The 25,890-nt window shown below is 43.8% G+C and carries 23 protein-coding genes and 3 pseudogenes; 8 read left to right on the top strand and 18 right to left on the bottom strand.

The features are described 5' to 3' along the window. Window positions 1–454: 454 nt before the first annotated feature. The 3 genes from AAGA51_RS14275 to AAGA51_RS14265 all read left to right on the top strand — a co-directional run bounded on the left by AAGA51_RS14275 (window position 455) and on the right by AAGA51_RS14265 (window position 3,835). The gene (locus AAGA51_RS14275) at window positions 455–1,621 is read left to right on the top strand and encodes a nucleotide sugar dehydrogenase (RefSeq protein WP_042489879.1); all 1,167 of its coding nucleotides are present in this window, start codon (window positions 455–457) and stop codon (window positions 1,619–1,621) included. A 408-nt stretch (window positions 1,622–2,029) separates the two neighbouring features. Then, a complete protein-coding gene (locus tag AAGA51_RS14270; protein ID WP_042489882.1) occupies window positions 2,030–3,334 on the top strand; it encodes an MBL fold metallo-hydrolase RNA specificity domain-containing protein in 1,305 nt (434 codons plus the stop codon). Window positions 3,335–3,478: 144 nt separating this feature from the next. Beyond that, window positions 3,479–3,835: an endonuclease domain-containing protein gene (locus AAGA51_RS14265; protein WP_042489884.1), complete on the top strand. Its 357-nt coding sequence runs from the start codon at window positions 3,479–3,481 to the stop codon at window positions 3,833–3,835. A gap of 135 nt (window positions 3,836–3,970) precedes the next feature. Here the strand turns inward: AAGA51_RS14265 and AAGA51_RS14260 are convergent. From AAGA51_RS14260 to AAGA51_RS14240, 5 genes and pseudogenes are all read right to left on the bottom strand, one after another. After that, window positions 3,971–4,615 (bottom strand): annotated as a pseudogene (locus tag AAGA51_RS14260) (IS630 family transposase); the annotation flags it as partial. Window positions 4,616–4,702: 87 nt separating this feature from the next. Beyond that, window positions 4,703–6,252 (bottom strand): IS3 family transposase gene (locus AAGA51_RS14255; protein ID WP_415679612.1). Its coding sequence is split into 2 segments (ribosomal slippage): window positions 4,703–5,784 and window positions 5,784–6,252, totalling 1,551 coding nucleotides; the frame shifts between segments, so codons are not numbered across the junction. 79 nt (window positions 6,253–6,331) lie between these two features. Next, window positions 6,332–6,724, bottom strand: a pseudogene (locus AAGA51_RS14250) (helix-turn-helix domain-containing protein); the annotation flags it as partial. 42 nt (window positions 6,725–6,766) lie between these two features. Next, complete coding sequence (locus AAGA51_RS14245) at window positions 6,767–7,321, bottom strand: uracil-DNA glycosylase family protein (RefSeq protein WP_042489890.1); 555 nt, start codon at window positions 7,319–7,321, stop codon at window positions 6,767–6,769. Continuing rightward, window positions 7,321–8,247: a D-2-hydroxyacid dehydrogenase gene (locus AAGA51_RS14240; protein WP_042489892.1), complete on the bottom strand. Its 927-nt coding sequence runs from the start codon at window positions 8,245–8,247 to the stop codon at window positions 7,321–7,323. Before AAGA51_RS14240 ends, AAGA51_RS14245 begins: the two co-directional genes overlap by 1 nt. A gap of 72 nt (window positions 8,248–8,319) precedes the next feature. On the opposite strand from AAGA51_RS14240, the gene AAGA51_RS14235 reads away from it, so the two are divergent. Then, a complete protein-coding gene (locus tag AAGA51_RS14235; RefSeq protein ID WP_042489894.1) occupies window positions 8,320–8,907 on the top strand; it encodes a YjaG family protein in 588 nt (195 codons plus the stop codon). Window positions 8,908–8,929: 22 nt separating this feature from the next. Then, window positions 8,930–9,214 (top strand): hypothetical protein, encoded by a 285-nt coding sequence (locus AAGA51_RS14230; RefSeq protein WP_174435431.1) that lies wholly within the window; start codon window positions 8,930–8,932, stop codon window positions 9,212–9,214. An 80-nt stretch (window positions 9,215–9,294) separates the two neighbouring features. On the opposite strand, the gene AAGA51_RS14225 is transcribed toward AAGA51_RS14230, so the two are convergent. Continuing rightward, a complete protein-coding gene (locus AAGA51_RS14225) occupies window positions 9,295–10,353 on the bottom strand; it encodes a CNNM domain-containing protein (RefSeq protein ID WP_042489896.1) in 1,059 nt (352 codons plus the stop codon). 258 nt (window positions 10,354–10,611) lie between these two features. Between AAGA51_RS14225 and hupA the strand changes: the two genes are divergently transcribed. Together hupA and AAGA51_RS14215 are read left to right on the top strand one after the other, a co-directional pair. Further along, window positions 10,612–10,884 (top strand): nucleoid-associated protein HU-alpha, encoded by a 273-nt coding sequence (gene hupA, locus AAGA51_RS14220; protein WP_042489898.1) that lies wholly within the window; start codon window positions 10,612–10,614, stop codon window positions 10,882–10,884. Between the two features lie 42 nt (window positions 10,885–10,926). Next, window positions 10,927–11,619 (top strand): DUF1481 domain-containing protein, encoded by a 693-nt coding sequence (locus AAGA51_RS14215; RefSeq protein WP_042489900.1) that lies wholly within the window; start codon window positions 10,927–10,929, stop codon window positions 11,617–11,619. Between the two features lie 73 nt (window positions 11,620–11,692). On the opposite strand, the gene purD is transcribed toward AAGA51_RS14215, so the two are convergent. The 10 genes and pseudogenes from purD to aroQ all read right to left on the bottom strand — a co-directional run bounded on the left by purD (window position 11,693) and on the right by aroQ (window position 21,727). Then, window positions 11,693–12,988, bottom strand: a complete 1,296-nt coding sequence (purD, locus tag AAGA51_RS14210) for a phosphoribosylamine--glycine ligase (protein ID WP_042489903.1) — start codon at window positions 12,986–12,988, stop codon at window positions 11,693–11,695. Window positions 12,989–13,005: 17 nt separating this feature from the next. Beyond that, window positions 13,006–14,598, bottom strand: coding sequence for a bifunctional phosphoribosylaminoimidazolecarboxamide formyltransferase/IMP cyclohydrolase (purH, locus tag AAGA51_RS14205; protein WP_042489904.1), 1,593 nt, complete (start codon window positions 14,596–14,598; stop codon window positions 13,006–13,008). A gap of 116 nt (window positions 14,599–14,714) precedes the next feature. Next, a pseudogene (locus tag AAGA51_RS14200) lies at window positions 14,715–14,849 on the bottom strand (phosphoribosylamine--glycine ligase); the annotation flags it as partial. A 138-nt stretch (window positions 14,850–14,987) separates the two neighbouring features. Continuing rightward, complete coding sequence (locus AAGA51_RS14195; RefSeq protein ID WP_042489906.1) at window positions 14,988–16,628, bottom strand: methyl-accepting chemotaxis protein; 1,641 nt, start codon at window positions 16,626–16,628, stop codon at window positions 14,988–14,990. A 276-nt stretch (window positions 16,629–16,904) separates the two neighbouring features. Further along, the gene (fis, locus tag AAGA51_RS14190) at window positions 16,905–17,201 is read right to left on the bottom strand and encodes a DNA-binding transcriptional regulator Fis (RefSeq protein ID WP_000462885.1); all 297 of its coding nucleotides are present in this window, start codon (window positions 17,199–17,201) and stop codon (window positions 16,905–16,907) included. A 23-nt stretch (window positions 17,202–17,224) separates the two neighbouring features. Further along, the gene (gene dusB / locus AAGA51_RS14185) at window positions 17,225–18,193 is read right to left on the bottom strand and encodes a tRNA dihydrouridine synthase DusB (protein ID WP_042489956.1); all 969 of its coding nucleotides are present in this window, start codon (window positions 18,191–18,193) and stop codon (window positions 17,225–17,227) included. 139 nt (window positions 18,194–18,332) lie between these two features. Further along, on the bottom strand, window positions 18,333–19,220 hold the full coding sequence (gene prmA / locus AAGA51_RS14180; RefSeq protein WP_042489909.1) for a 50S ribosomal protein L11 methyltransferase: 888 nt from the start codon (window positions 19,218–19,220) through the stop codon (window positions 18,333–18,335). 167 nt (window positions 19,221–19,387) lie between these two features. Beyond that, window positions 19,388–20,737, bottom strand: a complete 1,350-nt coding sequence (accC, locus tag AAGA51_RS14175) for an acetyl-CoA carboxylase biotin carboxylase subunit (protein WP_042489912.1) — start codon at window positions 20,735–20,737, stop codon at window positions 19,388–19,390. Between the two features lie 14 nt (window positions 20,738–20,751). Then, the gene (gene accB / locus AAGA51_RS14170; protein ID WP_042489914.1) at window positions 20,752–21,216 is read right to left on the bottom strand and encodes an acetyl-CoA carboxylase biotin carboxyl carrier protein; all 465 of its coding nucleotides are present in this window, start codon (window positions 21,214–21,216) and stop codon (window positions 20,752–20,754) included. A gap of 61 nt (window positions 21,217–21,277) precedes the next feature. Next, complete coding sequence (gene aroQ, locus AAGA51_RS14165; protein ID WP_042489916.1) at window positions 21,278–21,727, bottom strand: type II 3-dehydroquinate dehydratase; 450 nt, start codon at window positions 21,725–21,727, stop codon at window positions 21,278–21,280. Window positions 21,728–22,170: 443 nt separating this feature from the next. Here aroQ and AAGA51_RS14160 point away from each other — a divergent pair, with 443 nt between their 5' ends. Then, the gene (locus AAGA51_RS14160; protein ID WP_042489919.1) at window positions 22,171–22,965 is read left to right on the top strand and encodes a hypothetical protein; all 795 of its coding nucleotides are present in this window, start codon (window positions 22,171–22,173) and stop codon (window positions 22,963–22,965) included. 113 nt (window positions 22,966–23,078) lie between these two features. Here the strand turns inward: AAGA51_RS14160 and acs are convergent, their stop codons facing one another. Next, window positions 23,079–25,028, bottom strand: coding sequence for an acetate--CoA ligase (gene acs / locus AAGA51_RS14155; protein ID WP_042489921.1), 1,950 nt, complete (start codon window positions 25,026–25,028; stop codon window positions 23,079–23,081). Between the two features lie 208 nt (window positions 25,029–25,236). Beyond that, the gene (locus tag AAGA51_RS14150) at window positions 25,237–25,866 is read right to left on the bottom strand and encodes a 3'-5' exonuclease (RefSeq protein WP_042489923.1); all 630 of its coding nucleotides are present in this window, start codon (window positions 25,864–25,866) and stop codon (window positions 25,237–25,239) included. Window positions 25,867–25,890 lie beyond the last annotated feature (24 nt).

The raw sequence follows: 25,890 nt of genomic DNA, 5'->3' as shown, positions 1-25,890 counted from the left end.
TTTTACTCGTCGGTATTCAACGTGCATCAATTCGACATTACCTCTAGCTCTCCGCTAGGATCATGTTCGATAGGTTAAAATCAAAGACCTGCCGGGCCAACCTTAAATAAGTTAGTTTATTCGCTCGGCTTATGAATCACATCCGCTAGTCGATAAAGGCTTGCGCCGTATGCGGGAAAATACGTATGTACGATTCTTAGTAGGTGGGTGGCCGGTCAATGCGCTACTATTGCTCGATATCATTCTATAAATACTAGGTGAATTAAATCACTGATACAGCGGTCTAGGTTTTTTGTTTGGTCTGCATTGTGTGGTACTTTATGCATCTAGCACAGTTTAATGATATTCAGCTGAGCTTGTTAATCTAATCGTTCAATATCATTGTTTCGAAGCAGTAATAACTCGATATAATGAGTCTATATCTCACATAAGTGAGTGTTAAATGGAGTAAGTTGTGAAGATTGCTGTAGCGGGTACAGGGTATGTTGGCCTTTCCAATGCAATGTTACTAGCGCAAAATCACCAAGTGGTTGCGTTAGACGTTATTGAAAAAAAAGTTGAGCTCCTTAACCAAAAAATCTCTCCTATTGTTGACGCTGAAATTGAAGATTTTTTATCAAGTAAATTACTCAATTTTGTTGCAACGACTGATAAGAAACTTGCTTACCAAGATGCACAATTTGTTGTAATTGCTACACCAACTGATTATGACCCCGAGACTAACTACTTTAATACGTCTTCGGTCGAGTCAGTTATTAATGATGTTATGGCTATTAACCCTCGAGCTATAATGGTGATTAAGTCAACAATTCCGGTTGGCTATACTGAACGTATAAAAAAAGAGCTTAGCTGTGAGAACTTACTTTTCTCTCCCGAATTTCTGAGAGAAGGAAGGGCCCTTTATGACAATTTGCATCCATCACGTATTATTGTAGGCGAGCAAAGTGAACGAGCCCAGGAGTTCGCCAGTCTGTTGGTTGAAGGGGCTGTAAAAGAGAATATTGACGTGCTACTGACAAACTCGACTGAGGCTGAAGCAATTAAGTTGTTCTCAAATACTTACCTAGCTATGCGTGTTGCTTATTTTAACGAGCTTGATTCCTATGCCGAAGCACATGGTTTGGATTCGCGCCAGATTATCCAAGGGGTAGGGTTAGACCCTAGAATTGGTAGCCATTATAATAACCCTTCGTTTGGTTATGGTGGCTACTGTTTACCTAAAGACACTAAGCAGCTACTAGCTAATTATCAGGATGTTCCTAACAATATTGTTTCTGCGATAGTTGATGCAAACCGTACTAGAAAAGATTTTATTGCAGACTCGATTTTAAAGCGTAACCCTTCAGTAGTTGGTATTTATCGTTTAATTATGAAATCTGGGTCTGATAATTTCCGTGCTTCTTCTATTCAAGGCATTATGAAGCGTCTTAAAGCGAAGGGGATTACGGTTATCGTTTATGAACCTGTACTCCAAGAAGATGAGTTCTTCCATTCAGAAGTTATGCGAAATCTTGAGGAGTTTAAGGCTAAGTCTGACGTGATTGTCTCCAACCGAATGACGCAAGAACTTTCCGATGTCGCAGATAAAGTTTACACTCGTGATCTTTTCGGTTCCGACTAAAGCTGAAGTGGTTGAATAAATACCCATTACTACCTTTTTAAAAAGGTTGGGCATTTTTAGGCAAAATTTGTGTTGGTATAAAGGATTAGGTTGAATATCAAAGATATTGAGGTTTTCAATTTAGCATTAAGGTATTTTGTTGTATTAATAACCACTTTAGCATAGTAGATACGTTTATGCTCTTGGTAAAACTCATAGATCATTTTTGTTTACTCGAAGTGAATGTTTTTATCTAAATTTATTATGCCAATGAAGAACTATTTCACTTATTTAATCCAAACAGCGACAGGTAAAGGATCTGGAGATCGAGTTTAACTCGACTTCCTCCGCAACTTCACTATGCTAATCTTCCTATTTTTGTCTTGAGTATTACTCTGATATTAAAGACAAAGATAGGGAGTGCTGGCAATGCAACTCATCCATCACGGCGGTAAAAACACAGTCACAGGTTCTTGTCACGAACTCGTGTTTGGTGACCGTTCGATTCTTATTGATTGCGGTATGTTTCAAGGCGCGGATGCGCAGCAACTTACCGAACCATTTCCTTTAGATAACGTGAAAGCGTTAGTGCTTACTCACGCTCATATTGACCATATCGGACGCTTGCCTTGGCTCATCACTCAGGAGTTTGATAAACCCATTTACTGCACCAAAGCGACGGCAGAGTTAGTACCGTTAATGCTTGATGATGGGCTGAAAATTCAGCAAGGCCTAACGTTAGAAGCTCGAAAGCCAATCATTGAAGCGATCATTCGTCTGCTTCATCCGGTGGATTATTATCGCTGGATTGATGTCGATACTTTCCGATGCCGATTTAATCCGGCTGGTCATATATTAGGATCTGCATATTTAGAAGTGGAATTGCCAAATCAGGAACTCGTAGTGTTTTCTGGCGATTTAGGTCCAAGTAACACACCGTTATTGCCAGATCCGGTTTCTCCTAAAAAAGCAGACTATCTGGTAATTGAAACGACTTACGGTGATGCCAAACATGAAGGGGTAGAGCACAGGTCTCAGAAACTAAAAGAGATCATCGATCGTTCTTTGTCTGATGGTGGCACAATCCTTATTCCCGCGTTTAGTGTCGGTCGAACTCAAGAGTTGTTATTCGATATCGAGCAATTGATTCATGAACACCAACTCGATTCTAAACTGCCTATCATTCTTGATTCACCCATGGCGCAAAAGGTCACCTTGTCTTATCAAAAATTCAGAAGTCTTTGGGGTGAGGAAGCTAAACAACGTCTGAAAATGCATCGCCATCCACTCGCGTTTGAACAATGTATTACGGTTGGCGACCATCAAGCGCATCAGGAACTGGTGAATCGTCTGGTTTCAACAGGAGAACCTGCGATTGTGGTAGCTGCCTCTGGCATGTGCGAAGGCGGGAGAATTATGGATTATCTCAAAGCTCTTTTGCCTGATGAAAGAACCGATGTGATATTTGCAGGCTTCCAGGCTGAGGGGACGCTAGGTAAGTGTATCCAACAGGGAAACAAAACAGTTTGGATTGATGAAGAGGAAGTGTCAGTAAACGCTCATATTCATACTATGTCAGGCTATTCTGCTCATGCGGATAGTGATGACTTACTAAAGTTTGTTGAAGGTATACCAAACAAACCTAAGCAGATTCATCTCATTCACGGAGAGTCTAAATCTAAGCTCGCTTTTGCTGAGTTATTACGTAGTAAAGGGTATGAGGTAGTGGAGTGATGAAACACCTCCCCTTTTGAAGGGGAGGTTGGGTGGGGTTGTTTCCACGGAACTTAATAAATATTGCAATTATTAATAAGTATCGTGGAAACAACCCCCTCTAACTCCCCCTCATCTGAGGGGGAGAACTAAGAGCAATTTGTCATGAATAATATCTTTAATGTTCCGCAATATAAAAAGCTTCGCCAGAGTTTGAGAACAAGCATGACGGAACCTGAAAAACGATTGTGGTTCCGTATTCGTAATAATCACTTAGGTGTTAAGTTTCGACGTCAACATGGTATAGGTCGATATATTGTTGATTTCTATTGTCCGAAGAAGAAATTGATTGTTGAAATTGATGGAGATAGCCATTTCACCAATTCAGCAAAAGAAAGTGATGAAATTCGGGATGAATGTATGATTTCTTTAGGGTTGAAAGTGTTACGGGTAACTAATTCTCAGGTTATGTCGGATTTAGATAGTGTGGTTGATTTGATTTTGAGTGAGGTCGGTGACTGAATTGTAACTCTTTTACGTTTAGTGGAGGAAAACCCACCTATCCTCCCCTTGAAAAGGGGAGGTATAGAGCGTTTATAAACTCATTCAGGCATGCCTCACAATACACCTATAACCATCTTACGCATATATACCGAATCAACTTGAAGATGCTGGCTTGAGAACCTGAAAATTATCATTAATTCGAGATGTCAAAGAGCCTGCGATCTCTGGAAGAGTCACTGCAAAAAATTGGTCTATTGCCGCCTTGAAGTCCCGTTTTCTTTTGAAGTAAACGTTGTTCCTCGACTTCTCATTCATTACTTTCCATAGCCGTTCGATTGGGTTGAGGTTTGGACTGTAAGGTGGAAGATAATGCAGTTCAATATTCAGGACAAACGCCGCATTTTTGACTAAGTCACTGCGGTGATATCCCGCACCATCCAAGATGATATGAAGCTTATGGGCTAAGGGATAACTCTTTCTTAACTCACAGAAAAAGCGAACAATCGATTCACTGTTAATGCTCTCATCGTTGTGAACAATGGTTGCTCCAATATCCGACAAGTTCAGTGCGCCAATAATGTTCAATCGGCTACGATTACCCGTTGTTTCAATCACTTTATCCTGACCAGTTCGTATCCAGCCATGAGATATTTTTGTTGATAGTGTTGGGTGAACTGCGTCGATAAAGACTATCGATTTATCCTTGCCACAGCTTGCCTTTAACGCTTCATAAGCCTCTATAAATGCTTGCTGTTGTGCTTCATCAAACTTGTGTGGTACGCCTTTCGGTTGCTTGTAGTGCATATTTCGGAGCATTCCGATCAGTCATTTCCGCTATTTTTCAAGCAAGTTGTCGTCTTTTTTACAATTTAGTAACGTGAATGATTACGCTGCACACTTTTCAGGGTTCAAGTACACCTCATCGATATAACTCCAGTCTCTCGTTTGCCGACTCCATCTGCCTGGATGAGTCAATTGAGCACGTCGGTAGACTTGCATACGCTGTCGGAGAATTTCATTATCCTCCCCGCAATGCCTCTGCTGAGGTGTTACATACTTTATGCCACTGTGTTTATGCTCATTGTTATACCAATCAACAAAATGACCAACCCAACACCGAGCGTCTTCAATGGAAGAAAACCCATCCATTGGCCATGAAGGACAATACTTTATTGTTTTGAACAACGACTCAGAGTATGGGTTGTCATTGCTTACTCTTGGCCTAGAGTAAGAGCTTGCAATCCCAAGGTCATACATCTTTGCAAGCATGGTGTAACTTCTCATAGGAGCACCGTTGTCAGAATGCAAAGTAATGTTGCCTTGCACACACTTTTCCCGCCATGTTGTTCTTTGGAGTAACTCCGCTGCATATTCGCCTAGCTCTTGATCATACACTTCTGCACCTACTACTTTTCTACTGAAGATATCCATTATCAAATAGAGGTAATAGTGCTTCCCTCGTATTTTCGATGGCAGATAACTGATATCCCAGCTCCATACCTGATTTGGTTTGCAGGCTTTTTGAACCTTTGGTCGAGAAGGACTTGTGCCAGCTTGGTTACGAGTTCGCTTACCTAGCTGGTTGTTTGCTTTTAATACACGATAAAATGTGGACTCTGAGGCAATGTAAATGCCTTCATCAGCCAACATTGGAACGATGATATTCGGAGGTAAATCGGCATACTCTGGTGTATTGCAGATATCTAATATCTGCTGCCTTTCGGCTTCTGATAGCTTATTATGAGGCTCGTGCTGCCGAGGATGCTGACGCATATCACTTGTGATTTCGGCAGAGTTCCGTGTCCAACGCTGGAACGTTCGTATTGATAACCCAACGGTGGAACAAGCCTTTGTCTTTGTTGCCCCTTTACGTACAGCTTCATCAACAAGTGTGACTATTTTAAGCCGCTCTGAGATAGGAATCAGTCTTCCTCGTTGATTTCCCAGAGGGCATTGAACTTTTCCCGCAAAACCAGTAGCGCAGCCGTTTCAGCAAGTGCTTTATCTTTACGTGCCAACTCCTTCTCCAACGCTTTTACCTTTCTGCGTTCATCACGTAGTAGCTTATTTTCTTTGTGTGACATTGAAGCCGATGTTGTACTCTGCGCCTTGATAGACAGTGCTCGCCAGGTTTTAACGTCATCGACAAATAACCCTTTAGACCTACAGTATTCAGCTAACTCGCGTTCAGACATTGTTGCAGTTTCAATCACTATGAAAAATCTCTGCTCCGCTGAATAATCAGTAGTAGTATTTTCTAACGGCGGCTCTGTAGACAATAGGCCGCTTTCAACAAGTTCATTTCTCCACTTAGATACCACAGAAGGACTCACATCTAATTCTTTAGCAATTCTTCGATGAGACCAATTATATGGTGGTAACAGCCAAGTTTGGCCTTTCGTTTTCACATCAATTGGAACTGGATTGGCTGGCATAGTTATCTCCTTAAAAATCTAGGCGACAACTATGCTGACACAGGGGGGAAACGAGCGATCGCAATCACCGAAATACGCACTTGTAGCTAAAACCATTGTGGTGAAGCCATTTATTCATACCAGAAACCGTGTAATCCAGTCCAAATGTCTCTTTAACGTAAGTGACAATTTGATGCGTATGAGAATAGGTTTTCTCAGTCAAATGCTCGATTAGGTGCATGGTTTGAGTAGCAGAAAGCTTGCTTTGGCTTCCGCCATTTTCAGGCTTAAGTTTTTCAGAAAGAACGTAGTCGCTGAGATGACGAGCAACGGTCGATTCATGAATACGAAGAGCTTGTGAAATCATAGTCTGACTCCAGCCTTCAGAAGCCAGCAAAACAGCCTTAATACGGTCGCAAACTCGACTATCACGTTCAATGTCGTGCATTTGTTCGAGTTGCAGTTTCTGTTGAGGAGTCAGTGTAATTTTCATGGTTCGTAGCATGATCCTGATTCTATCGAAAATCAAGCATCTTCAATGATCACGGGTATACTCTACAACCTCTGCTTCAAACCAAGGGTTTTTCTTTAACCAAAGGGTGTTCCGAGGTGAAGGGTGTGGAAGTGGTATAAACCTTGGTGCCCACTTTTGCCATTGCTTTACGGTTTCTGTGAGGGTTGCGGGTTTATCTTGTAGGTAGTAATTTTGCGCGTACTGACCGATCAGTAAGGTCATTTCTATATTCGGTAATTCGGCTAGCACTCTTTGATTCCAGAGTGGGGCGCATTCTTTTCTTGGCGGTAAGTCGCCACTGTTACCTTTGCCGGGATAGCATAATCCCATTGGCATGATGGCAATTTTCTCTGGGTTATAGAATGTCTCTTTATCGATATCCAGCCAGCTTCGTAGTCGATTGCCACTGGGGTCATTCCAAGGAATAGAAGTCTCGTGTACTTTTACTCCCGGAGCTTGCCCTATGATGAGCAACTTAGCCTCTTTGTTAGCCTGAATAACCGGGTTTGCACCTAAGGGAAGTGAGTGAGCACATACATCACAAGCTCTGATTTCCCTGAGTAGAAGATCTAACATTAGTAACCTTTGTCAAAATCAATTCGATTTTCTAGTTGGAAGCCATCTCGCCATAAACGGTAGTTGTGAGCAAAAATTTCAACCACCTGATGTGGAAAACTCAAGGCTGCTATGTGTGGTGTGATAGTGATACAGCTATGTTCCCAGAAAGGGTGTTCTGGTATTAGTGGCTCACTGATGAACACATCAAGAAAGGCGTGTTTGATATGCCCATGTTCAATAGCAGGAATCAAATCTTCTTCAATCAAAATAGCACCACGTCCAACATTAAACAGCAGAGCGTTTGAGCAGTAACCCAGTGTTTTAGCGTTTAACAACCCTTTAGTTTCTGCGGTATTTGGCAAGGTATTAACGACGATATCCGCTCGTTTCATGGCGTTTTCGAGTTCATTGATATGGTAAGTATCATGAAATTTCCCCGATTTTGCAGGAATGCCCGTTGTGTTAACGCCTATCACCTTGATACCTAGTGCCGCGGCTGCTGAAGAGAGGTGAGAACTGATAGAGGCAGTACCGAGTATCAGCATCACCTTAGTATCAAGGGATTGATATAAGTGTTGCTGCCATTGATGTTGAGCTTGCTGCTTCTCATACCTTGCAAAGTGACGGAAATGGCTAATTGTGTAACCTAAAACATATTCGGATATTTGCTGGCCGAAGATGCCTTTCACATTGGTCAGCTCATAGTCTTTTCGAAGATGAGGTGCGGTTAAAGCATCCACACCTGCATAAGCGGATTGCAGCCATTCTAGCTTTGGGAAATCATCAAGGTATTTCGCAGCCATGGGAGGCGCAGCCAAAAGTATTGACGCTTCTTCTCTTTGTTCTGTGATGACCAAGTCTTCAAGCATCAGTGATTCAACGTTTTCTCGATAAACGTCGTTTTGTTCTGACAAAATATAAAGCTTGTGAGTGAAATTGTTCATAAGAGCGGCTTTTTTCCCCGTTGGTTATCCAGTACACTTCCGCTGTCTATTTTCCTCAACGGTTGAGTGCTTATGCTCCAAAATCCTGTACAGGTTCGTCTAGAAAAGTTCGAGCCTTGGCAACAAATTACCTTCATGGCTTGCTTGTGTGAGCGTATGTACCCTAACTATGCCATGTTTTGTGAAAATACTGAATTTGCTCATGCCCGTGTTTATCGCGATATTTTAGACAGCGTGTGGGAGCAGCTCACAGTCAAAACGGCCAAAGTGAACTTTGAGCATCAATTAGAGAAATTAGAAGAGATTATCCCGAATTCTGAAGATTTCGATATGTATGCTGTTTATCCTGCTATCGATGCTTGTGTAGCTTTGTCTACCTTGCTACACGGCCTGCTGGACCGTGACTACCTGTTTGAAAACATGTTAGAAGTCAGCCAGATATCGGTAACTACAGTCGCTCAATTGGAAGAAGCTCAAACGGGTGAAGAGATCACTAACGAAAACCAAAAGCAGAACGAAGCCGTTTGTGCTGAATGGGACGTTCAGTGGGCAATTTATCGTCCTCTGCGTGAAGCTGAAGGTCGTGATATCAATCTAATTAAAGATTTGCGCCAAGAACTTCGTGATGAAGGCGTAAGCAATATTGGTGTGACTCTCTAACTCGGTTTAGGTTTAACGAGCTATGTTTCTGTCTAAAAAATTAGCGCAGTTGAAAAGTGCAGTAAGTAGCAAGGTTGTACGAGCGTTAGATTTTCATTCGCGCATTTGGGTGATTCGAATATCGGAATCAAGATTGAAAGATGAGTCCTTTGTTATTAACGAAGATAGCTTTCAAGAGCCTTTACAGTGGATGAAGCGTCGTAATTACACTCCCGTGATGCTAGAACAGGTCGAGGATATGCAGCGTTCTCAGGTTCGTATCTTTCATTTTGGTCAGCAGACGCATCATCTCTTGCGGGTGAAGTAACCATTCTTTTTTATATTGCCCTTAGTGAGTGACGCCAAGGGCAATCGTCATCTCTTTCAGTTATCCGTCTGTGTTTTCTTCTACTCGTCGTGGTCACGACTTTCAATTACACGGTGTGCTTGTTTCCATCGCTCCCAACGTTCTGCTGCTAATTTTTGCATGTTGGTCGTACGGTCTGCTTCATCAATAATTTCTTCACCAATTAAATGCTCAAAAATATCCTCTAACGTTAACAGGCCTTGAACGGTTCCATATTCGTCAACCAACATTGCCAGTTGTGAACGGCTTTCTATCATTTGTTCAAAAGCTTTGGGTAAAGTGATTGTGTTCAGCAGAACATGCAGTGGACGCATAACACTGCCTATTTGCTTTTCTCCCTTTCCCTTTTGTTGCAGTCTAAACAGCTCTAGTCGGTGCACAAAACCGAGGATGTTGTCCTTGTTCTCGCTGTAGATCAGTGGTCGAGAAAACGGTGTGTTTTTATGTTGGGTCAAAAACTCATTGATAGTCATTGTGGCATCAACTCTAAAGAGCACCCTTCTCGGGGTCATTGCCTGTATTGCTGGCACGTTTTGAATGTTTAATAGGTTGTAGAGGATTTTGGATTCACCAGACGTAAACTCACCGCTCTCATGGGCGAGTTGAGCCATGGCTGACAACTCTTCTCGAACTTTAGGTGTTATTCGATTTCGCGTAAGTACATGTGTGATCTTTTTTGACATCCAAACGAAAGGCAAAAGCAACAACACCATCCAGTGCAGAATTTTTGCGGTCGCAGGAGCAAGTTGTCGCCAGTATGTTGCACCAATAGTTTTAGGCACTATTTCTGAAAGAAAAAGGATACCCAGCGTTAATATGGCAGAAAATAACCCCAGCCACTGACTGCCAAATACGACAGATGCCTGAGCGCCTGCTCCCGCAGCGCCTGCTGTATGCGCAATTGTGTTTAGCGTCAAAATTGAGGCCAAAGGCTGGTCAATATCCGCTTTTAAGCGTTCAAGCTTTTGGGCGCAAGGGTGGTTTTGCTGACGTAACTGTGCCAAATAACTTGGCGTAATACTCAGTATCACGGCTTCAAGAATCGAACAAATAAACGACACGCCAATCGCAATCAAGACGTAAATCGCGAGTAGAAACATGAATACTCCTTAGGTAAGAGAGCGAAATACACCCTAATATTTCAGATGTTTCAACGCATTGATGCTTATTTAATAAGGCTTTTTTGTGGTAAAGCAAGGGGATATGCAGCCAATTGATTTAGCAAATTGTGAGTTAATGCTCAGAATATGGTTAAAACTACGTCAGATAAGCGGATCTTGCGTGACAAACCTTTGCCAGCTGGGTCACTTATGCTTTAGAGTGAAGCGAATTCGATAACCTATCAGAAGGGAAAACTAATGAACAAGACCCAATTAATCGACTTTATCGCAGAAAAAGCAGACCTATCTAAATCTCAAGCTAAAGCTGCTCTTGAAGCGACTCTAGGCGCAGTTGAAGGTGCACTAAAAGATGGTGACCAAGTTCAACTAATTGGTTTTGGTACATTCAAAGTAAATCATCGTGCAGCTCGCACTGGCCGTAACCCAAAAACTGGTGCTGAGATTCAAATCGCTGCAGCAAATGTACCTGCATTCGTAGCAGGTAAAGCACTGAAAGATTCTGTTAAGTAATCTATACTACGCCGAGGTAGTCTTATCTCGGCGTTCTTTTCTATGAAAAAAATTCTTTCCTCTTTTATCGCTGCCACTCTTATTGCGGGATGTTCTTCTTCCGTCGACACATCTAACTTCACTCAAATGAGTCAGTTTTCTGGTGGTCAACGTACCGGAGACGCAACCAGTTATTACTGGTACACCGAAAGTACCTCTCAAGCTTTATCTGCTTCTGATCATGTTACCTCTGAAACCTATGGCTGGTATGAAACCTCTTACCGTTGGGATGAAGGAAGTGTGCGTGAAGTGGTTCGTAAAGGTGAGCAACTCAAAGATGGTGACTTGGTACCTTATACTGCACATGTCCGTTTTAATAAGGATGGCGAAGCGGTATATCAGCAGTACCGAGTGAACAAGAAAATTTTGCCTCTCAACGAAGGGCAATTAGAACGCTACGTTTTAGAAGCAAAAGCCATTACCAAAATGACGAAAGACCAAAATAAACAAGGTCTTGAATTTATTCAGGGGTATTGGGATGGTTCGACGTTTGAACGTTGTAACGGACCCGATTACAACAAGGTTGAGTTTAACCATACGCTTCCGAATTTTGTTATGAGCCGTTTGTCTACGCTGGATAACTATATTGGTTTTCTAGGGAAAATCCGCAATAACACCGTTTATATCGATGAATTGCTCATTCTTGCAGATGACGATCACGACTGTATCGAAAGGCCTCAGTTGATAACTGAATAACGTTTTTTGAGTTTTCAACCAATAAAAAAGACGCTGAGTTTCCACAGCGCCTTAATCTTACTTACTTTAGCTATTACTTATCAGCTTGTTGCTCGCGCGCGATAGCACGGTAGCCGATGTCGTTACGGTAGAAAACACCGTCCCACTGAATTTGTTTTGTTAGCTCATAAGCGCGTTGTTGTGCTTCTGATACTGTGTTGCCTAGTGCCGTTGCACAAAGAACACGACCGCCGTTAGTCACAACATTGCCGTCTTTGTCAGTTGTACCAGCGTGGAAAACTTTTTGACCTTCAACTTCAACGGTTGGTAAGCCAGAAATCACATCACCTTTGTTGTAATCGCCAGGGTAGCCACTCGCAGCAAGTACAATACCGATAGAAGCGCGTGGATCCCACTTAGATTCCATTTGGTCTAACTTGCCATCAATAGCGGCCAGACAAAGTTCAACTAGGTCTGATTGCATTCGCATCATGATAGGTTGAGTTTCTGGATCGCCGAAGCGGCAGTTGTATTCGATAACTTTAGGTGTACCCGCTTTGTCAATCATAAGGCCAGCATACAAGAAACCTGTGTATGGATTACCTTCTGCAGCCATACCGCGTACTGTTGGGTAAATCACTTCCTGCATGATACGGTCATGAATTTCTTGAGTAACCACTGGAGCTGGAGAATAAGCACCCATACCACCAGTGTTAGGACCTGTATCTTTGTCGCCTACGCGTTTATGGTCTTGGCTGGTGGCCATAGGTAGCACATTTACACCATCAACCATTACGATGAAGCTTGCTTCTTCACCATCAAGGAACTCTTCCACTACAACACGGCTGCCAGCATCACCGAATGCATTGCCAGCGAGCATATCTTTAATCGCATCTTCTGCTTCTTCCAGCGTCATAGCGACAATCACGCCTTTACCAGCCGCAAGGCCATCTGCTTTAACAACGATAGGCGCACCTTGTTCACGAACGTAAGCCAATGCTGGCTCAATTTCCGTGAAGTTTGCGTATGCCGCTGTTGGAATGTTGTGGCGAGCTAGGAAGTCCTTCGTGAACGCTTTTGAACCTTCTAACTGAGCCGCGGCTTGCGTTGGGCCAAAAATTGGTAAGCCTGCTGCACGGAAAGCATCAACTACGCCGATGACTAGTGGCGCTTCTGGGCCAACAATCGTTAAGTCAATTGCGTTTTCTTTTGCGAATGCGACTAAACCAGCAACATCTTCTACCTGAATCGCCACATTTTGTAGTTTAGGTTCAAGAGCTGTACCTGCATTACCCGGTGCGATAAAGATGTTTTTAACGTTCGGATTTTGAGCAACTTTCCAACCAAGGGCGTGTTCACGGCCGCCGGAACCAATAATTAATACATTCATTCTTTAAAATCCTTAAATTAGTGGCGGAAATGACGCATACCCGTAAAGATCATCGCCATGCCGTGTTCGTCTGCTGCTGCAATTACTTCGTCATCGCGCATTGAGCCACCCGGTTGAATTACGCACTTAATGCCAGCTTCTGCGGCTGCATCGATACCATCGCGGAATGGGAAGAATGCGTCAGAAGCCATTACGCTACCCGCAACTTCAAGACCTTCGTCTGCTGCTTTGATGCCTGCAATTTTAGCTGAGTATACGCGGCTCATTTGGCCTGCGCCGACACCAATTGTCATATCGCCTTTTGCGTAAACAATCGCGTTTGATTTCACGTATTTTGCAACTTTCCAGCAGAATAGGGCATCTTTCAGCTCTTCTTCAGTTGGTTGACGTTTAGAAACCACTTTCAGGTCATCAAGTGAAACCATGCCTTGGTCGCGGTCTTGAACAAGAAGGCCGCCGTTAACGCGTTTAACATCAAAGCCAGTTGTTTTCGTTGACCATTCGCCACACTCTAGTAGACGAACGTTTTTCTTCGCTGCGACAACTTCAATCGCTTCAGCAGAAACTTTTGGTGCGATGATTACTTCAACGAACTGACGCTCAACAATAGCGGAAGCTGTTGCTGCATCTAACTCTTGGTTGAATGCGATGATGCCGCCGAATGCTGACGTTGGGTCAGTTTGGTAAGCGCGGTTGTAGGCTTCAAGAATATCTTTACCTAGTGCTACACCACATGGGTTTGCGTGTTTTACGATCACACATGCTGGTTCAGCGAACTCTTTAACACACTCTAGCGCAGCATCTGTATCTGCGATGTTGTTGTAAGAAAGCGCTTTACCTTGAATTTGCTTAGCTGTAGAAACAGACGCTTCTTGCGGATTAGCTTCAACATAGAAAGCCGCTGCTTGGTGGCTGTTTTCACCGTAGCGCATGTCTTGTTTCTTCTCGAACTGCATGTTGAATGTGCGAGGGAATTTACTCTCTTCATCACCTTCTTTGTTCTCACCGTAAGATGGAACCATTGTGCCAAAGTAGTTAGCGATCATGCCGTCGTATGCTGCTGTGTGCTCGAATGCTGCGATAGCGAGGTCAAAACGAGTAGCAAGAGTCAGAGATTTTTCGTTCTCATCCATTTCAGCAATAACGCGGTCGTAATCTGAAGCATTAACTACGATAGTGACATCTTTATGGTTTTTCGCTGCAGAACGAACCATTGTTGGACCACCGATATCGATGTTTTCAACAGCATCTTCTAGCGTACAACCTTCTTTCGCGACTGTTTCAGCGAATGGGTAAAGGTTAACAACCACCATATCGATAGGGTTGATGCCATGAGTAGCCATTATTTCATCATCTTGGCCGCGACGGCCTAATACGCCACCATGAACTTTCGGGTGTAGCGTTTTTACACGCCCGTCCATCATTTCCGGGAAACCGGTGTAGTCTGAAACTTCAGTTACAGCGATGCCTTTTTCTGCAAGCAGGCGAGCGGTACCGCCAGTAGATAGGATATCGACACCGCGCTGTGCTAGCGCTTGGGCGAACTCAACGATGCCAGTTTTATCTGAAACACTGATCAGTGCGCGGCGAATTGGACGAGCGTTACTCATGCTTCCATTTTCCTTTAATTCATGGAGTTGATACGAAAGGTGTTTGCCAAAACTGTTCATGGGTAATGGTGATTCATCACAGCTTGGTCAGTTTTGGTAAAGACCCTATATCTGTATCAATAGTCTTCCAGATTTCGGATGGCGCGTATTCTAACCAATTTATTACAAAAGATCTCGCGCAATCGTTTGGCATGGGGAAAATAATATCTAAAAACAGGTTTTTCAAGAGAAAAAAGTAACGAAGAGGTAAATAAAGCAAGTTATTTCTAGTTGGGAAGTGGGAGTGGATTGAGCTGTTGATATTGTAGTCAGAAAATAAGATATAGATGCGTTAACAAGTTAAAGCTCGATGTGAGAAAGAAAAAAGTGGGCATTTGCCCACTTCTCCTTTAAACCTTAAACACAGAAAAGCTATGAGTTAGACGTTGCCCGTTTTCTTGTAGCTGCTCGCTTGCTGCCGTTACTTGCTCTGCCTGAATGGCCGCTTGAGCACTGTGATCGGCTATCAGGGTAAGGTTCCGGCTGATTTCATCTGTTGCCAAAGATTGCTGGGCACTGGCTTCGGCAATATGTTCATTCAATTGCAGGATTTGTCGAATCTGCTGATCAATATCATCTAATGCCTGCTGAGCTTTTTCTGCTTGCTCTTGAGTACCTTTCGATTGTAGCTGAGTTTCGTCCATTGACGCGCTCACCTGATGTGCTCGCTCTTGTAGCCCTGCAATGATCTGTTCTATTTGTTGAGTGCTGCTCTGAGTGCGGGTTGCCAGTGAACGCACTTCATCAGCAACTACCGCAAAACCTCTCCCTTGCTCGCCAGCACGAGCTGCTTCAATGGCTGCGTTGAGAGCCAACAGGTTAGTTTGTTCTGCTACGCCGTAGATCACCTCAAGTACCGCACTTACTTGCTGAATCTCTTTGGCTAAGGCTTGGGTGTTGCTGTCGGTAGCGGTAAGTCTTTCTGATAGTGAATCCATATAAACGGATACTTGATTAATGACATCACGCCCTTGCTGGCTTTTTTCATTAGCAGTTTGAGCTGCAATTGCCGCATTTTGTGCCGCGTTAGCCACTTCCTGATTGCTGGAGTGAAGTTGGTTCATGGCTGAAGCAACGGTATCCACCGATTGCTGTTGTTCCATTGCTTTACCTGCCGCATTTTGAGCAACATGAGTCAGCTCAAGTGCTGAACCGGTCACCCCATCCGTTACTGGCACGATATCCAACACTATATGGCGAAGCTTATGAGTAAACTGGTTGAAGGCTTGAGCGATACGAGACAGTTCGTCTTTGCCTGATGCATCAAGTTGTTTAGTAAGATCTCCTTCACCTTTAGCGATATCTTCCATCGCCTGCAATGTCGCAACACATGGTTTGGTAATACTTAGACCGATCAAATACGCAAGAGTCAACATAGCTACCAGTACGATAGCTAAGCCAGTAAATACACTTTGCAGACGTTGCCAAACCAAAGCGTTTACATCATCAATATAAACCCCTGAACCGACAATCCAGCCCCACGGCTCAAACAGTTTAACGTAAGAGACTTTTTCAACGTCAGTGTCTGAACCTGGTTTAGGCCACATGTAATAAACGGTTCCTTCGCCTTGCTCACGGGCAATGTTCGCCATTTCGACAAATAAGGCTTTGCCTTGTGGATCTTTCACAGCAGAAAGGTTTTTTCCATCAAGTTGAGGCTTAAATGGGTGCATGATCATTGTCGGAGTCAGATCATTCATCCAGAAGTAGTCCTCTTCTCCATAACGCAACTGGGCTACGGCTTGTCTGGCTTGGTCTTGAGCTTGTTGTTCGCTCAAGGTTCCTTGAGTCTGGAGTTGATAGAAGTGGTTGAGCAGAGAGTGGGTGTTTTCAACCAAATGGCGAGTTTGAGTCTGTTTGGCTTTTATTAGGTCACTTTGATAATCCTGCACCATTACCATAAGCGGAAATAGAAGGAATAGAGTGATCATCCCACTAAGCAGATATAAGCGAGCACGGATGCTGATTCGGCGTAAAGAGACAAAAATCATAAAGCCACTCCTTGTAATACGGCAATTCGGGCTAGCAAACTGAATATTGAGTTGTGTTGTTAACATTAATGTAACAATGTGGCTTTTGATTTGTATATGAGACTAAAGGATAGAAAAGTAAAAACTGTTGGTGAGATCTAACAATTATTAGTTGAAATTTGGCGTGGGTGTTGTAGCGAGAATTTGATGATGGGACAGAGGCTTGGCAAAGATGCAATAAAAAAGCTCAACTACTTCTAGCTGAGCTTTTTAGATTCAATTAGTTAGCACTTTCTATTAGTTCATGCCGTATTTTTTAAGTTTCTTACGAAGAGTGCCGCGGTTGATACCCATCATAGTTGCTGCGCGAGTTTGGTTACCGCGAGTGTACTGCATGATTGTGTCTAATAGTGGCTGTTCAACTTCCGCTAGAACTAACTCGTATAGTTCTGTTACTTCTTGGCCATTTAACTGAGCAAGATAGTTTTTAAGAGATGCTTTAACGGAATCACGTAGTGGCTTTTGCGTGATTTGGTCTTGTGAAGTTACTGTAGTTACTGTTAAAGCTTCTGAAGTCAGATTTTGTTCGAACATATTCGGTCTAGCTCTTCTCTTAATTATGATGCAACGTTATCAAAATAACCTTCAAGCGCTTCCAATTGCAGCGATGCTGCCTCTATGGCGTTGAAGGTACGGCGAAACTCACTCGCTTCTTCATGTTCTTTTAAGTACCAACCCACGTGCTTACGCGCGATTCGTGGCCCTAAATACTCTCCATAGAAACCATGCAGAGCTGTCACATGACCAAGCATAATACTTTTCACTTCCTCAAGAGGAAGGTCGGGCATTGTGGTGCCGTTTTCCAAATAGTGTTGGATTTCCTGGAAAATCCACGGACGACCTTGGGCAGGGCGTCCAATCATTAAAGCGTCAGCGCCTGTGTACTCAAGCACATATTTGGCTTTCTCCGGAGAATCGATATCACCGTTAGCGATAACCGGAATACTGATTGCCTCTTTCGCCGCTTTAATGCTGTCGTATTCGGCCTCACCTTTGTACATACAAGCTCGCGTTCTCCCGTGGAGTGCTAATGCCTGTATGCCGCAGTCTTCGGCTAATTGAGCGATGTAGACACAGTTTTTATTGTCTGTATCCCAGCCAGTGCGGGTTTTGAGTGTCACTGGGACATTCACCGCATCTACCACCGTTTTTAAAATCTCTTCTATAAGATCTGGAAAACGAAGTAGTGCAGAGCCGGCTAGCTTCTTATTCACTTTTTTCGCTGGGCAGCCCATGTTGATGTCGATGATTTGCGCACCGTTTTCAACACTGAATTGAGCCGCATCAGCCATAAGCTGTGGATCACTTCCCGCAATTTGTACCGAACGAATGCCCGATTCGCCTTCATGTACCATACGGTTTTTTGATTTATCGGTATTCCACAGTGCAGGGTTGGAAGACATCATTTCACTGACGGCCATTCCTGCACCATATTGAAGACACAACTCACGAAAAGGTCTATCAGTGACACCTGCCATAGGGGCAACGATAAGATTGTTCTTAAGTTGATAATTTCCGATCTTCAAAACGTCTTCACAGCTTAGTACCAGCAAGGGCGCGCATTTTACGCATTTTTTTACTGCGTGAAAAGACTAATATTTGAGCATTTACAAATTGTTTTTGTAAATAGTCCAATTTTCAATCAATTAAGCAGATAACTTATCTTTAGCTTAATTTCTGTCCAGAGATTCTGCACCACTCATTGAGCTCCACAATAGGGTCAACACGCAGTTCATCTCGGTAGTAGTTGGCGACGTCTTCGGCTTGAGTATCTAGCACGCCAGACATTGCTAACAGACCATTTGGTTTCATAAGCCCTTTGATAACACCAGAAAGCTCACGCAGTGGACCAGCAAGAATATTTGCCACGACAACGTCAGCTACTAGACCTTCTGGTTGGTCTTGAGGCAGATAGACTTCGATTTGGTCTTCAACGCCGTTACGACCAGCATTGTCTTTAGAAGCAAGCAGAGCTTGAGGATCGATATCGATACCGATAACTTTTGCTGCGCCGAGTTTGATCGCTGCAATAGCTAGGATGCCTGAACCACAACCGAAATCGATGACGGTTTTGCCGCTTAAATCGAGGGACTCAAGCCACTCAAGACACAGTGCTGTGGTTGGGTGAGTACCCGTACCGAATGCAAGACCCGGATCGAGCATCACGTTAACAGCACTTGGATCTGGAACATCACGCCAGCTTGGGCAAATCCATAAGCGTTCACCGAACTTCATTGGGTGGAAGTTATCCATCCATTCACGTTCCCAGTCTTTATCTTCAATCTGTTCAACTTTATGTGCAAAACCTTCAGGAAGAAGCTGGCTGTCGCGAATTTGGCTGATGATGAGTGCGGTATCCACTTCAGCGTCGTAGAGAGCTAATACGTCTGTATCACCCCATAAGCGAGTTTCACCCGGTAAAGGTTCGAATACAGGGGTATCTTTTGCATCTAGGAAAGTGACGGATAACGCGCCAGTCTCTTCCATTAGCATATCGCTAATTTGTTCGGCGTTTTCATTAGTCGCGTTAAGCTTAATTTGAATCCAAGGCATGTTATTGCTCTCTTCGTACTTTATGTTGGCGCAGAGTTTACTCTCGCACTGATGCTGCTGCAACTTTGTTCGTTAATGACGGCCATCACAAAAAGAAAAGCCACAAAAAGAAAAAATCACAGAAATAAAAATGCCCACCGAAGTGGGCATTTCTTTCAATTTGTCTATCAAGACTTATTCAAACCCAGTTTTTTCTCTAGGTAGTGAATGTTTGCGCCACCATGTTGGAAGTTCTCATCCTTCATGATTTCTTGTTGTAGAGGTACGTTTGTTTTGATGCCTTCTACAATCATTTCGTTCAGCGCGTTACGCATACGTGCGATCGCTACATCACGGTTCTCACCGAAAGTGATCAGCTTACCGATCATTGAATCGTAGTACGGTGGAACTGTGTAACCAGAGTAGATGTGCGATTCCCAACGAACGCCCATACCACCCGGAGTGTGTAGACGAGTAATCTTACCTGGGCTTGGCAGGAAGCGTACTGGGTCTTCAGCGTTGATACGACACTCAACTGCATGGCCGCGGATCTTGATGTCACTTTGAGTAAATGACAGAGGCTGACCAGCTGCAATACGAAGTTGCTCTTTAATCAAGTCTACGCCAGTTACCATTTCGGTTACTGGGTGTTCAACCTGAATACGCGTGTTCATTTCGATGAAGTAGAACTCGCCATTTTCGTATAGGAATTCGAATGTACCTGCACCGCGGTAGCCGATCTCGATACATGCACGAGTACAACGTTCGCCGATGTATTTACGCATCTCTTCAGTGATACCTGGAGCTGGAGCTTCTTCAACAACTTTCTGGTGACGACGCTGCATTGAACAGTCACGCTCACCTAAGTGAATTGCGCCACCTTGGCCATCAGCAAGAACCTGAACTTCAACGTGGCGAGGGTTTTCTAGGAATTTTTCCATGTAAACCATGTCGTTGTTGAAGGCTGCTTTTGCTTCTGCACGAGTCATGCTGATTGCGTTAACAAGTTCTGCTTCAGAGCGAACAACACGCATACCACGACCGCCGCCGCCGCCAGACGCTTTAATGATTACTGGGTAACCAATGCGTTTAGCGTGAGCTTTGTTTTTCGCTTCGTCATTGTCCAGAGGACCGTCAGAACCCGGAACACAAGGTACGCCAGCTTTTTTCATTGAGTTGATTGCTGAAACTTTGTCACCCATTAGGCGAATGGTTTCTGCTCTAGGGCCAACGAAAATAAAGCCGCTTTTCTCTACTTGTTCAGCAAAGTCTGCGTTCTCAGATAGGAAGCCGTATCCTGGGTGAATCGCAACAGCACCTGTCACCTCTGCAGCAGAAATGATGCGTGGAATGTTTAGGTAACTTTCCATGCTTGATGCTGGACCGATACAGATAGACTCATCTGCTAGCAATACATGTTTTAGATCGCGGTCTGCTGTTGAGTGAACAGCAACCGTTTTGATCCCTAATTCTTTACATGCGCGAAGAATACGAAGTGCAATTTCACCTCGGTTCGCGATGACTACTTTATCTAACATAGAAAAGGCCTCTATTATTCGATAACAACAAGTGGTTGGTCGAATTCAACAGGTTGACCGTCTTCAAGTAGGATCGCAGTAACAACACCAGATTTGTCTGATTCGATTTGGTTCATCATTTTCATCGCTTCAACGATACATAGAGTATCGCCAACAGACACTTTTTGACCCACTTCGATGAATGGTTTTGAATCTGGACTTGGTGAGCGGTAGAACGTACCAACCATTGGAGAAAGAACGCTATGACCTGCAGGTGCACTTGGCTCTGCAGATGCTGCTGGTGCAGCAGCAGGAGCTGGTGCCGCTACTGGTGCAGGTGCAGCTACAGGAGCTGGTGCCGCCGCATAGTGAATTGGTGCTGGCGCAGCAACACCGTGACGACTGATTCGTACCGACTCTTCGCCTTCTGAGATTTCTAGCTCAGCGATGCCTGATTCTTCAACTAACTCGATTAGCTTCTTGATTTTACGAATATCCATTGTTTCTTTTCTCTTTTATCTTGTTGAGTAAGACAGTTCGTTAGAACTGCAGAGTGTTTGGTTACTTTGCCTGCAGAGTTTTTATGGCTGCAGACAAAGCAAATTCATAACCTTGTGCGCCTAGACCGCAAATCACTCCTTGCGCCTTATCGGACAAGTAAGAGTGATGACGGAATGGCTCACGAGCATGCACGTTCGACAAATGCACTTCGATAAACGGAATGGCAACGCCGAGCAAAGCGTCACGAATAGCGACACTGGTGTGCGTAAATGCTGCTGGGTTGATAATAATGAAATCCACATTGCCATGAGCCTGATGAATGGCTTCTATCAACTCATATTCGCGATTAGATTGAAGATGTTCCAACTCAACACCTGCTTTTTCCGCATTTTCACGTAAAGTCGCGACAATGTGCTCTAAGGTGTTAGAACCATAATGTGTCGGCTCACGTAAACCTAAAAGGTTTAGGTTGGGGCCGTTTAAGACAAGAATGCGTGATTTGGCAGCCATTGTGTCGTTATCTTCCTCTAATGTGGAGCGAATCGGAGATTCTTGGGAATCTTCTCGTATTCGACACTATTTTTTGTCAAAAATTCGTAGAAATTTTTAAATTGACCAAGATTATAGCTAATTCACAGCAAATGGCAGCAAATTACTGGTCTTATCACTTTTATTTAGCTTTTAAGTATAGATGAAATGGAAGGAACAGCACACAGTGGCTCGATCCATCAGTCTTTCATTCTTTTATGAGTAAGCTAATATCAGATTTGTCTGAAAATTCAGAATATTGTTATTAATCTGATATTCGAGACTCAATCAAAAACTATAGTTTATGAATTCGGCTTTAAAAAGTGTTGTTACACTCAAGTCAGTGGTCTAGTAGAAGAGCGAATTTGATTGAAGGGGGCAGACTCCTGCATTCAAGCATTTCTTCTCAATGAAGGTATTTAAAAATGAAAACAGCCCCATTTATATCGATAGCAACGTTAGTTTTCGCTAGTGCAGTGCATGCGGCGCCAAACTCGGATATTAAAGATAATGAATCTAAGTTAGCAGATGACCCAACCAAGGTAGTAACCAAAGTGGGTGTGTCTTATGCGAATAACTATGATTTTGATGACTCAAACGTCTCTTTTTCTGGATCATTAGCGTTTGACCCTGCGAGAAAGATTAACGTTCGTCTTAATTCAGATGCGAGTGAATGGCGTGTGGGCGGCTCTTGGTTATTTCCAGTTGGTATCTTGAACTTTAACTTTGGTAAGAATGAGTACACTAACGGCGCTACACAAACTAACTACAGTGTGGGTACTTTTATTCCTCTGAGTTTATTTGGCATTGAACCTTTGGGTGTTCAGTTGTTCCCAATGGCGGGTTACACCTACAACGATGGTGAGTCTCCTCGCTGTGATGGTATTGGTGCATGTGCAGATGTGACTTTCATCGATACACCAAGTGCTGAAAATGGCTTCTATATGGCAGACTCTGCGGGCAGTAGTGGCTATGTGGGTGCTTTTGGTTTGAAACCGCTATCGCAAGAAGTGACATTGATGGGCTTTGCGGCTGGCACTTATGGATCTGAAAACGATGAAGGTGAAAACTATAAAGGTTTCTTCCTTGGTGGTGGTGTCAGCTATTTAGCCAACAAGAACCACTCATTCAGCTTGATGAGTTTTATGATGGACAACAATACTTACTTAGATGAAGCCGATAAACGCGTTATTGCGTCATACACCTACCAATTTAACTAATTGAGCGAAGTCGACGAGATTAATATTGAGACAAATATTGATGTCGAGATAAACAAAAGCCCCAACGAATTGGGGCTTTCTAATTTTCGATATTTCGATATTCGTTTGTGTGGTTAAACTAGCTCGGCTTTCTCAGCGATCAGTTTATCGACAACACTTGGATCCGCTAGGGTCGAGGTATCACCCAAGTTTCCGGTATCACCAGTAGCAATCTTACGTAGAATACGACGCATGATTTTACCTGAACGTGTTTTCGGTAGCGCATCTGTCCAGTGCAGCACATCAGGTGTTGCGATAGGACCAATTTCTTTACGCACCCAGTCTTTCACTTCTTTGTGCAGTTCCGCTGTTGGATATACACCATCATTGAGCGTGATGTAAGCGTAAATCGCTTGGCCTTTAATGTCGTGAGGTACACCAACGACAGCTGCTTCCGCAATTTTCTCGAATGCAACCAGAGCAGATTCGATTTCAGCAGTACCCATGCGGTGACCAGATACGTTGAGTACGTCATCGACACGACCAGTGATCCAGTAATAACCATCTTCATCGCGGCGAGCACCGTCACCAGTAAAGTACATGCCTTTAAAGGTAGAGAAGTAAGTTTGCTCGAAGCGTTCGTGGTCACCATACACAGTGCGCATTTGACCCGGCCATGAGTCCAGAATGACTAGGTTGCCTTCAGCCGCGCCATCTACGATTTCACCCATGTTATCAACCAGCGCAGGTTGCACGCCAAAGAATGGACGAGTCGCTGAGCCCGGTTTCAAATCTGTTGCGCCCGGAAGCGGCGTAATCAAAATACCGCCAGTTTCTGTCTGCCACCAAGTATCCACAATTGGAGATTTCTCGTTACCAATGGTCTTGTAGTACCACTCCCAAGCTTCTGGGTTGATTGGTTCACCTACTGAGCCCATGATGCGAAGGCTATTACGATGAGTGTCTTTTACCGCTTCATCGCCTTTTGCCATTAGAGCACGTATTGCCGTTGGCGCTGTGTAAAGGATATTGACCTGATGTTTGTCGACAACTTGGCTCATACGGTTTGTATCAGGGTAGTTTGGTACACCTTCAAACAGAATGGTTTTCGCGCCGTTCGCCAGCGGTCCGTAAATCAGATAAGTATGCCCCGTAATCCAGCCCACATCGGCAGTACACCAGAAAGTTTCACCTGGTTGGTAGTCGAACACGTATTTAAACGTCATGGTCGCGTAAACAAGGTAGCCACCCGTGGTGTGCAGTACGCCTTTTGGTTTACCTGTTGAACCTGAGGTGTAAAGGATGAATAGAGGATCTTCCGCTTTCATCTCTTCAGGAGGGCAGTCAGCAGATACTTTTGCTGTTGCTTCATGCCACCAAACATCGCGATGCTCATGCCATGCAACATCACCACCAGTACGTTTAAACACAATAACTTTGCTGATGTTTTTGATTTCAGGGTTAGTCAGTGCTTCGTCGACGTTTTTCTTCAGAGGAACTGCGCGGCCACCACGAACACCTTCATCGGCAGTGATAACCAGTTTCGCGTTAGAGTCGATGATACGGCCTGACAGTGCTTCTGGAGAGAAGCCACCAAATACTACCGTATGCACGGCACCAATACGTGTACAAGCCAGCATTGCAATCGCGGCTTCTGGAACCATTGGCATGTATAGACACACCACATCGCCTTTGCGAACGCCTTGCTCTTTCATTGCGTTTGAGAAGCGACAGACTTGCTCATGCAACTGCTTAAAAGTAAGCGTCTTGTCTTCTTCAGGATTGTCGCCTTCCCAAATGATGGCAACGTCATCACCACGTTCAGCAAGATGACGGTCGATACAGTTAGCAGAAACGTTTAGTGTGCCGTCTTCAAACCAGCGAATGTCGACATGTCCAGTATCGAAAGAAGTCTGTTTTACTTTAGTGAATGGTTTAATCCAATCCACAATCTTACCGTGTTCGCTCCAGAACCCTTCAGGATCGGAAACTGATTGCTGGTACATGGCTAGGTAAGTGTCATTATCCGCATGCGTGTGAGATTTAATATTTTCTTTTACCGGATAAATGTGGGCTTCACTCATTACAAATTCTCCTTGTGAATACGGCGATTACCTTGATGGCGTTTAAAACACTCAGCAAGGAATATCGTTATAGCTATAACTCTTAGTCACAAGGGGAAGTTTCACAATTAGACTTTAGGATAAATGCGGTTTGTTTAAGGCGGAATAAAACGGATTTTTGTTTGATTAGGCGTTTGTTTGAAAAGGGAAATGACCCACAAATCAGACTTTAGTGATAGGACGAGGTGAAAGTCGGTAAGTCTCCATGAGTTAGGCGTACATAAACCAAAGCGGCTGAGATGGCATCTTGCAGTGCATCGTGTTTGTCTTGTTGTGGCAGACCGAGATGTTTGCAAATAGCATCCAAACTCAAATCGATATAAGCGTTAGGCAGATGGCGCTCAAGTTTATCGTGATAAATCTGACTGACTTCAATCAGTTCGTTTGGCAGCGGAAAACCAAGCTGTTTACGACAAGCAATATCCAAGATCTTTTTGTCATAACGGATGTGATAGCCAACCAGAGGGCGGTTACCAATAAAGGCGATGAGTTGAATGAGCGCTTCTTTTTCTGAAATACCGTCAATTAAGTCTTGATGGCGCATACGGTGAATACGGACTGAACTGGAGTCAAGGGACTGCGGTGCCCTTAACCTCACTTCGAAAGGTTGGCTAGTGATAATGCGATTATCAATAATTTTGGTTGCCGCGATGGTCACCAGTTCCGCTCTGTTTGGGTCTAGGCTGGTGGTCTCACAGTCGAGCGAGACATACTCATTGCCACTGCTTGGTTCAAACAGTGACTGATAATGAGATCCTTTAAGCTTATGCTGCCAATAGCGGCGACTTATCCAATTCATAGTACTGCCCGTTTATCTCTGATA

This window comes from Vibrio diazotrophicus (assembly GCF_038452265.1).
Taxonomy (GTDB): Bacteria; Pseudomonadota; Gammaproteobacteria; order Enterobacterales; family Vibrionaceae; genus Vibrio; species Vibrio diazotrophicus.
The sequence above is the reverse complement of the archived record's forward strand: the minus strand, read 5'-3'. Positions and strand labels throughout refer to the sequence as shown.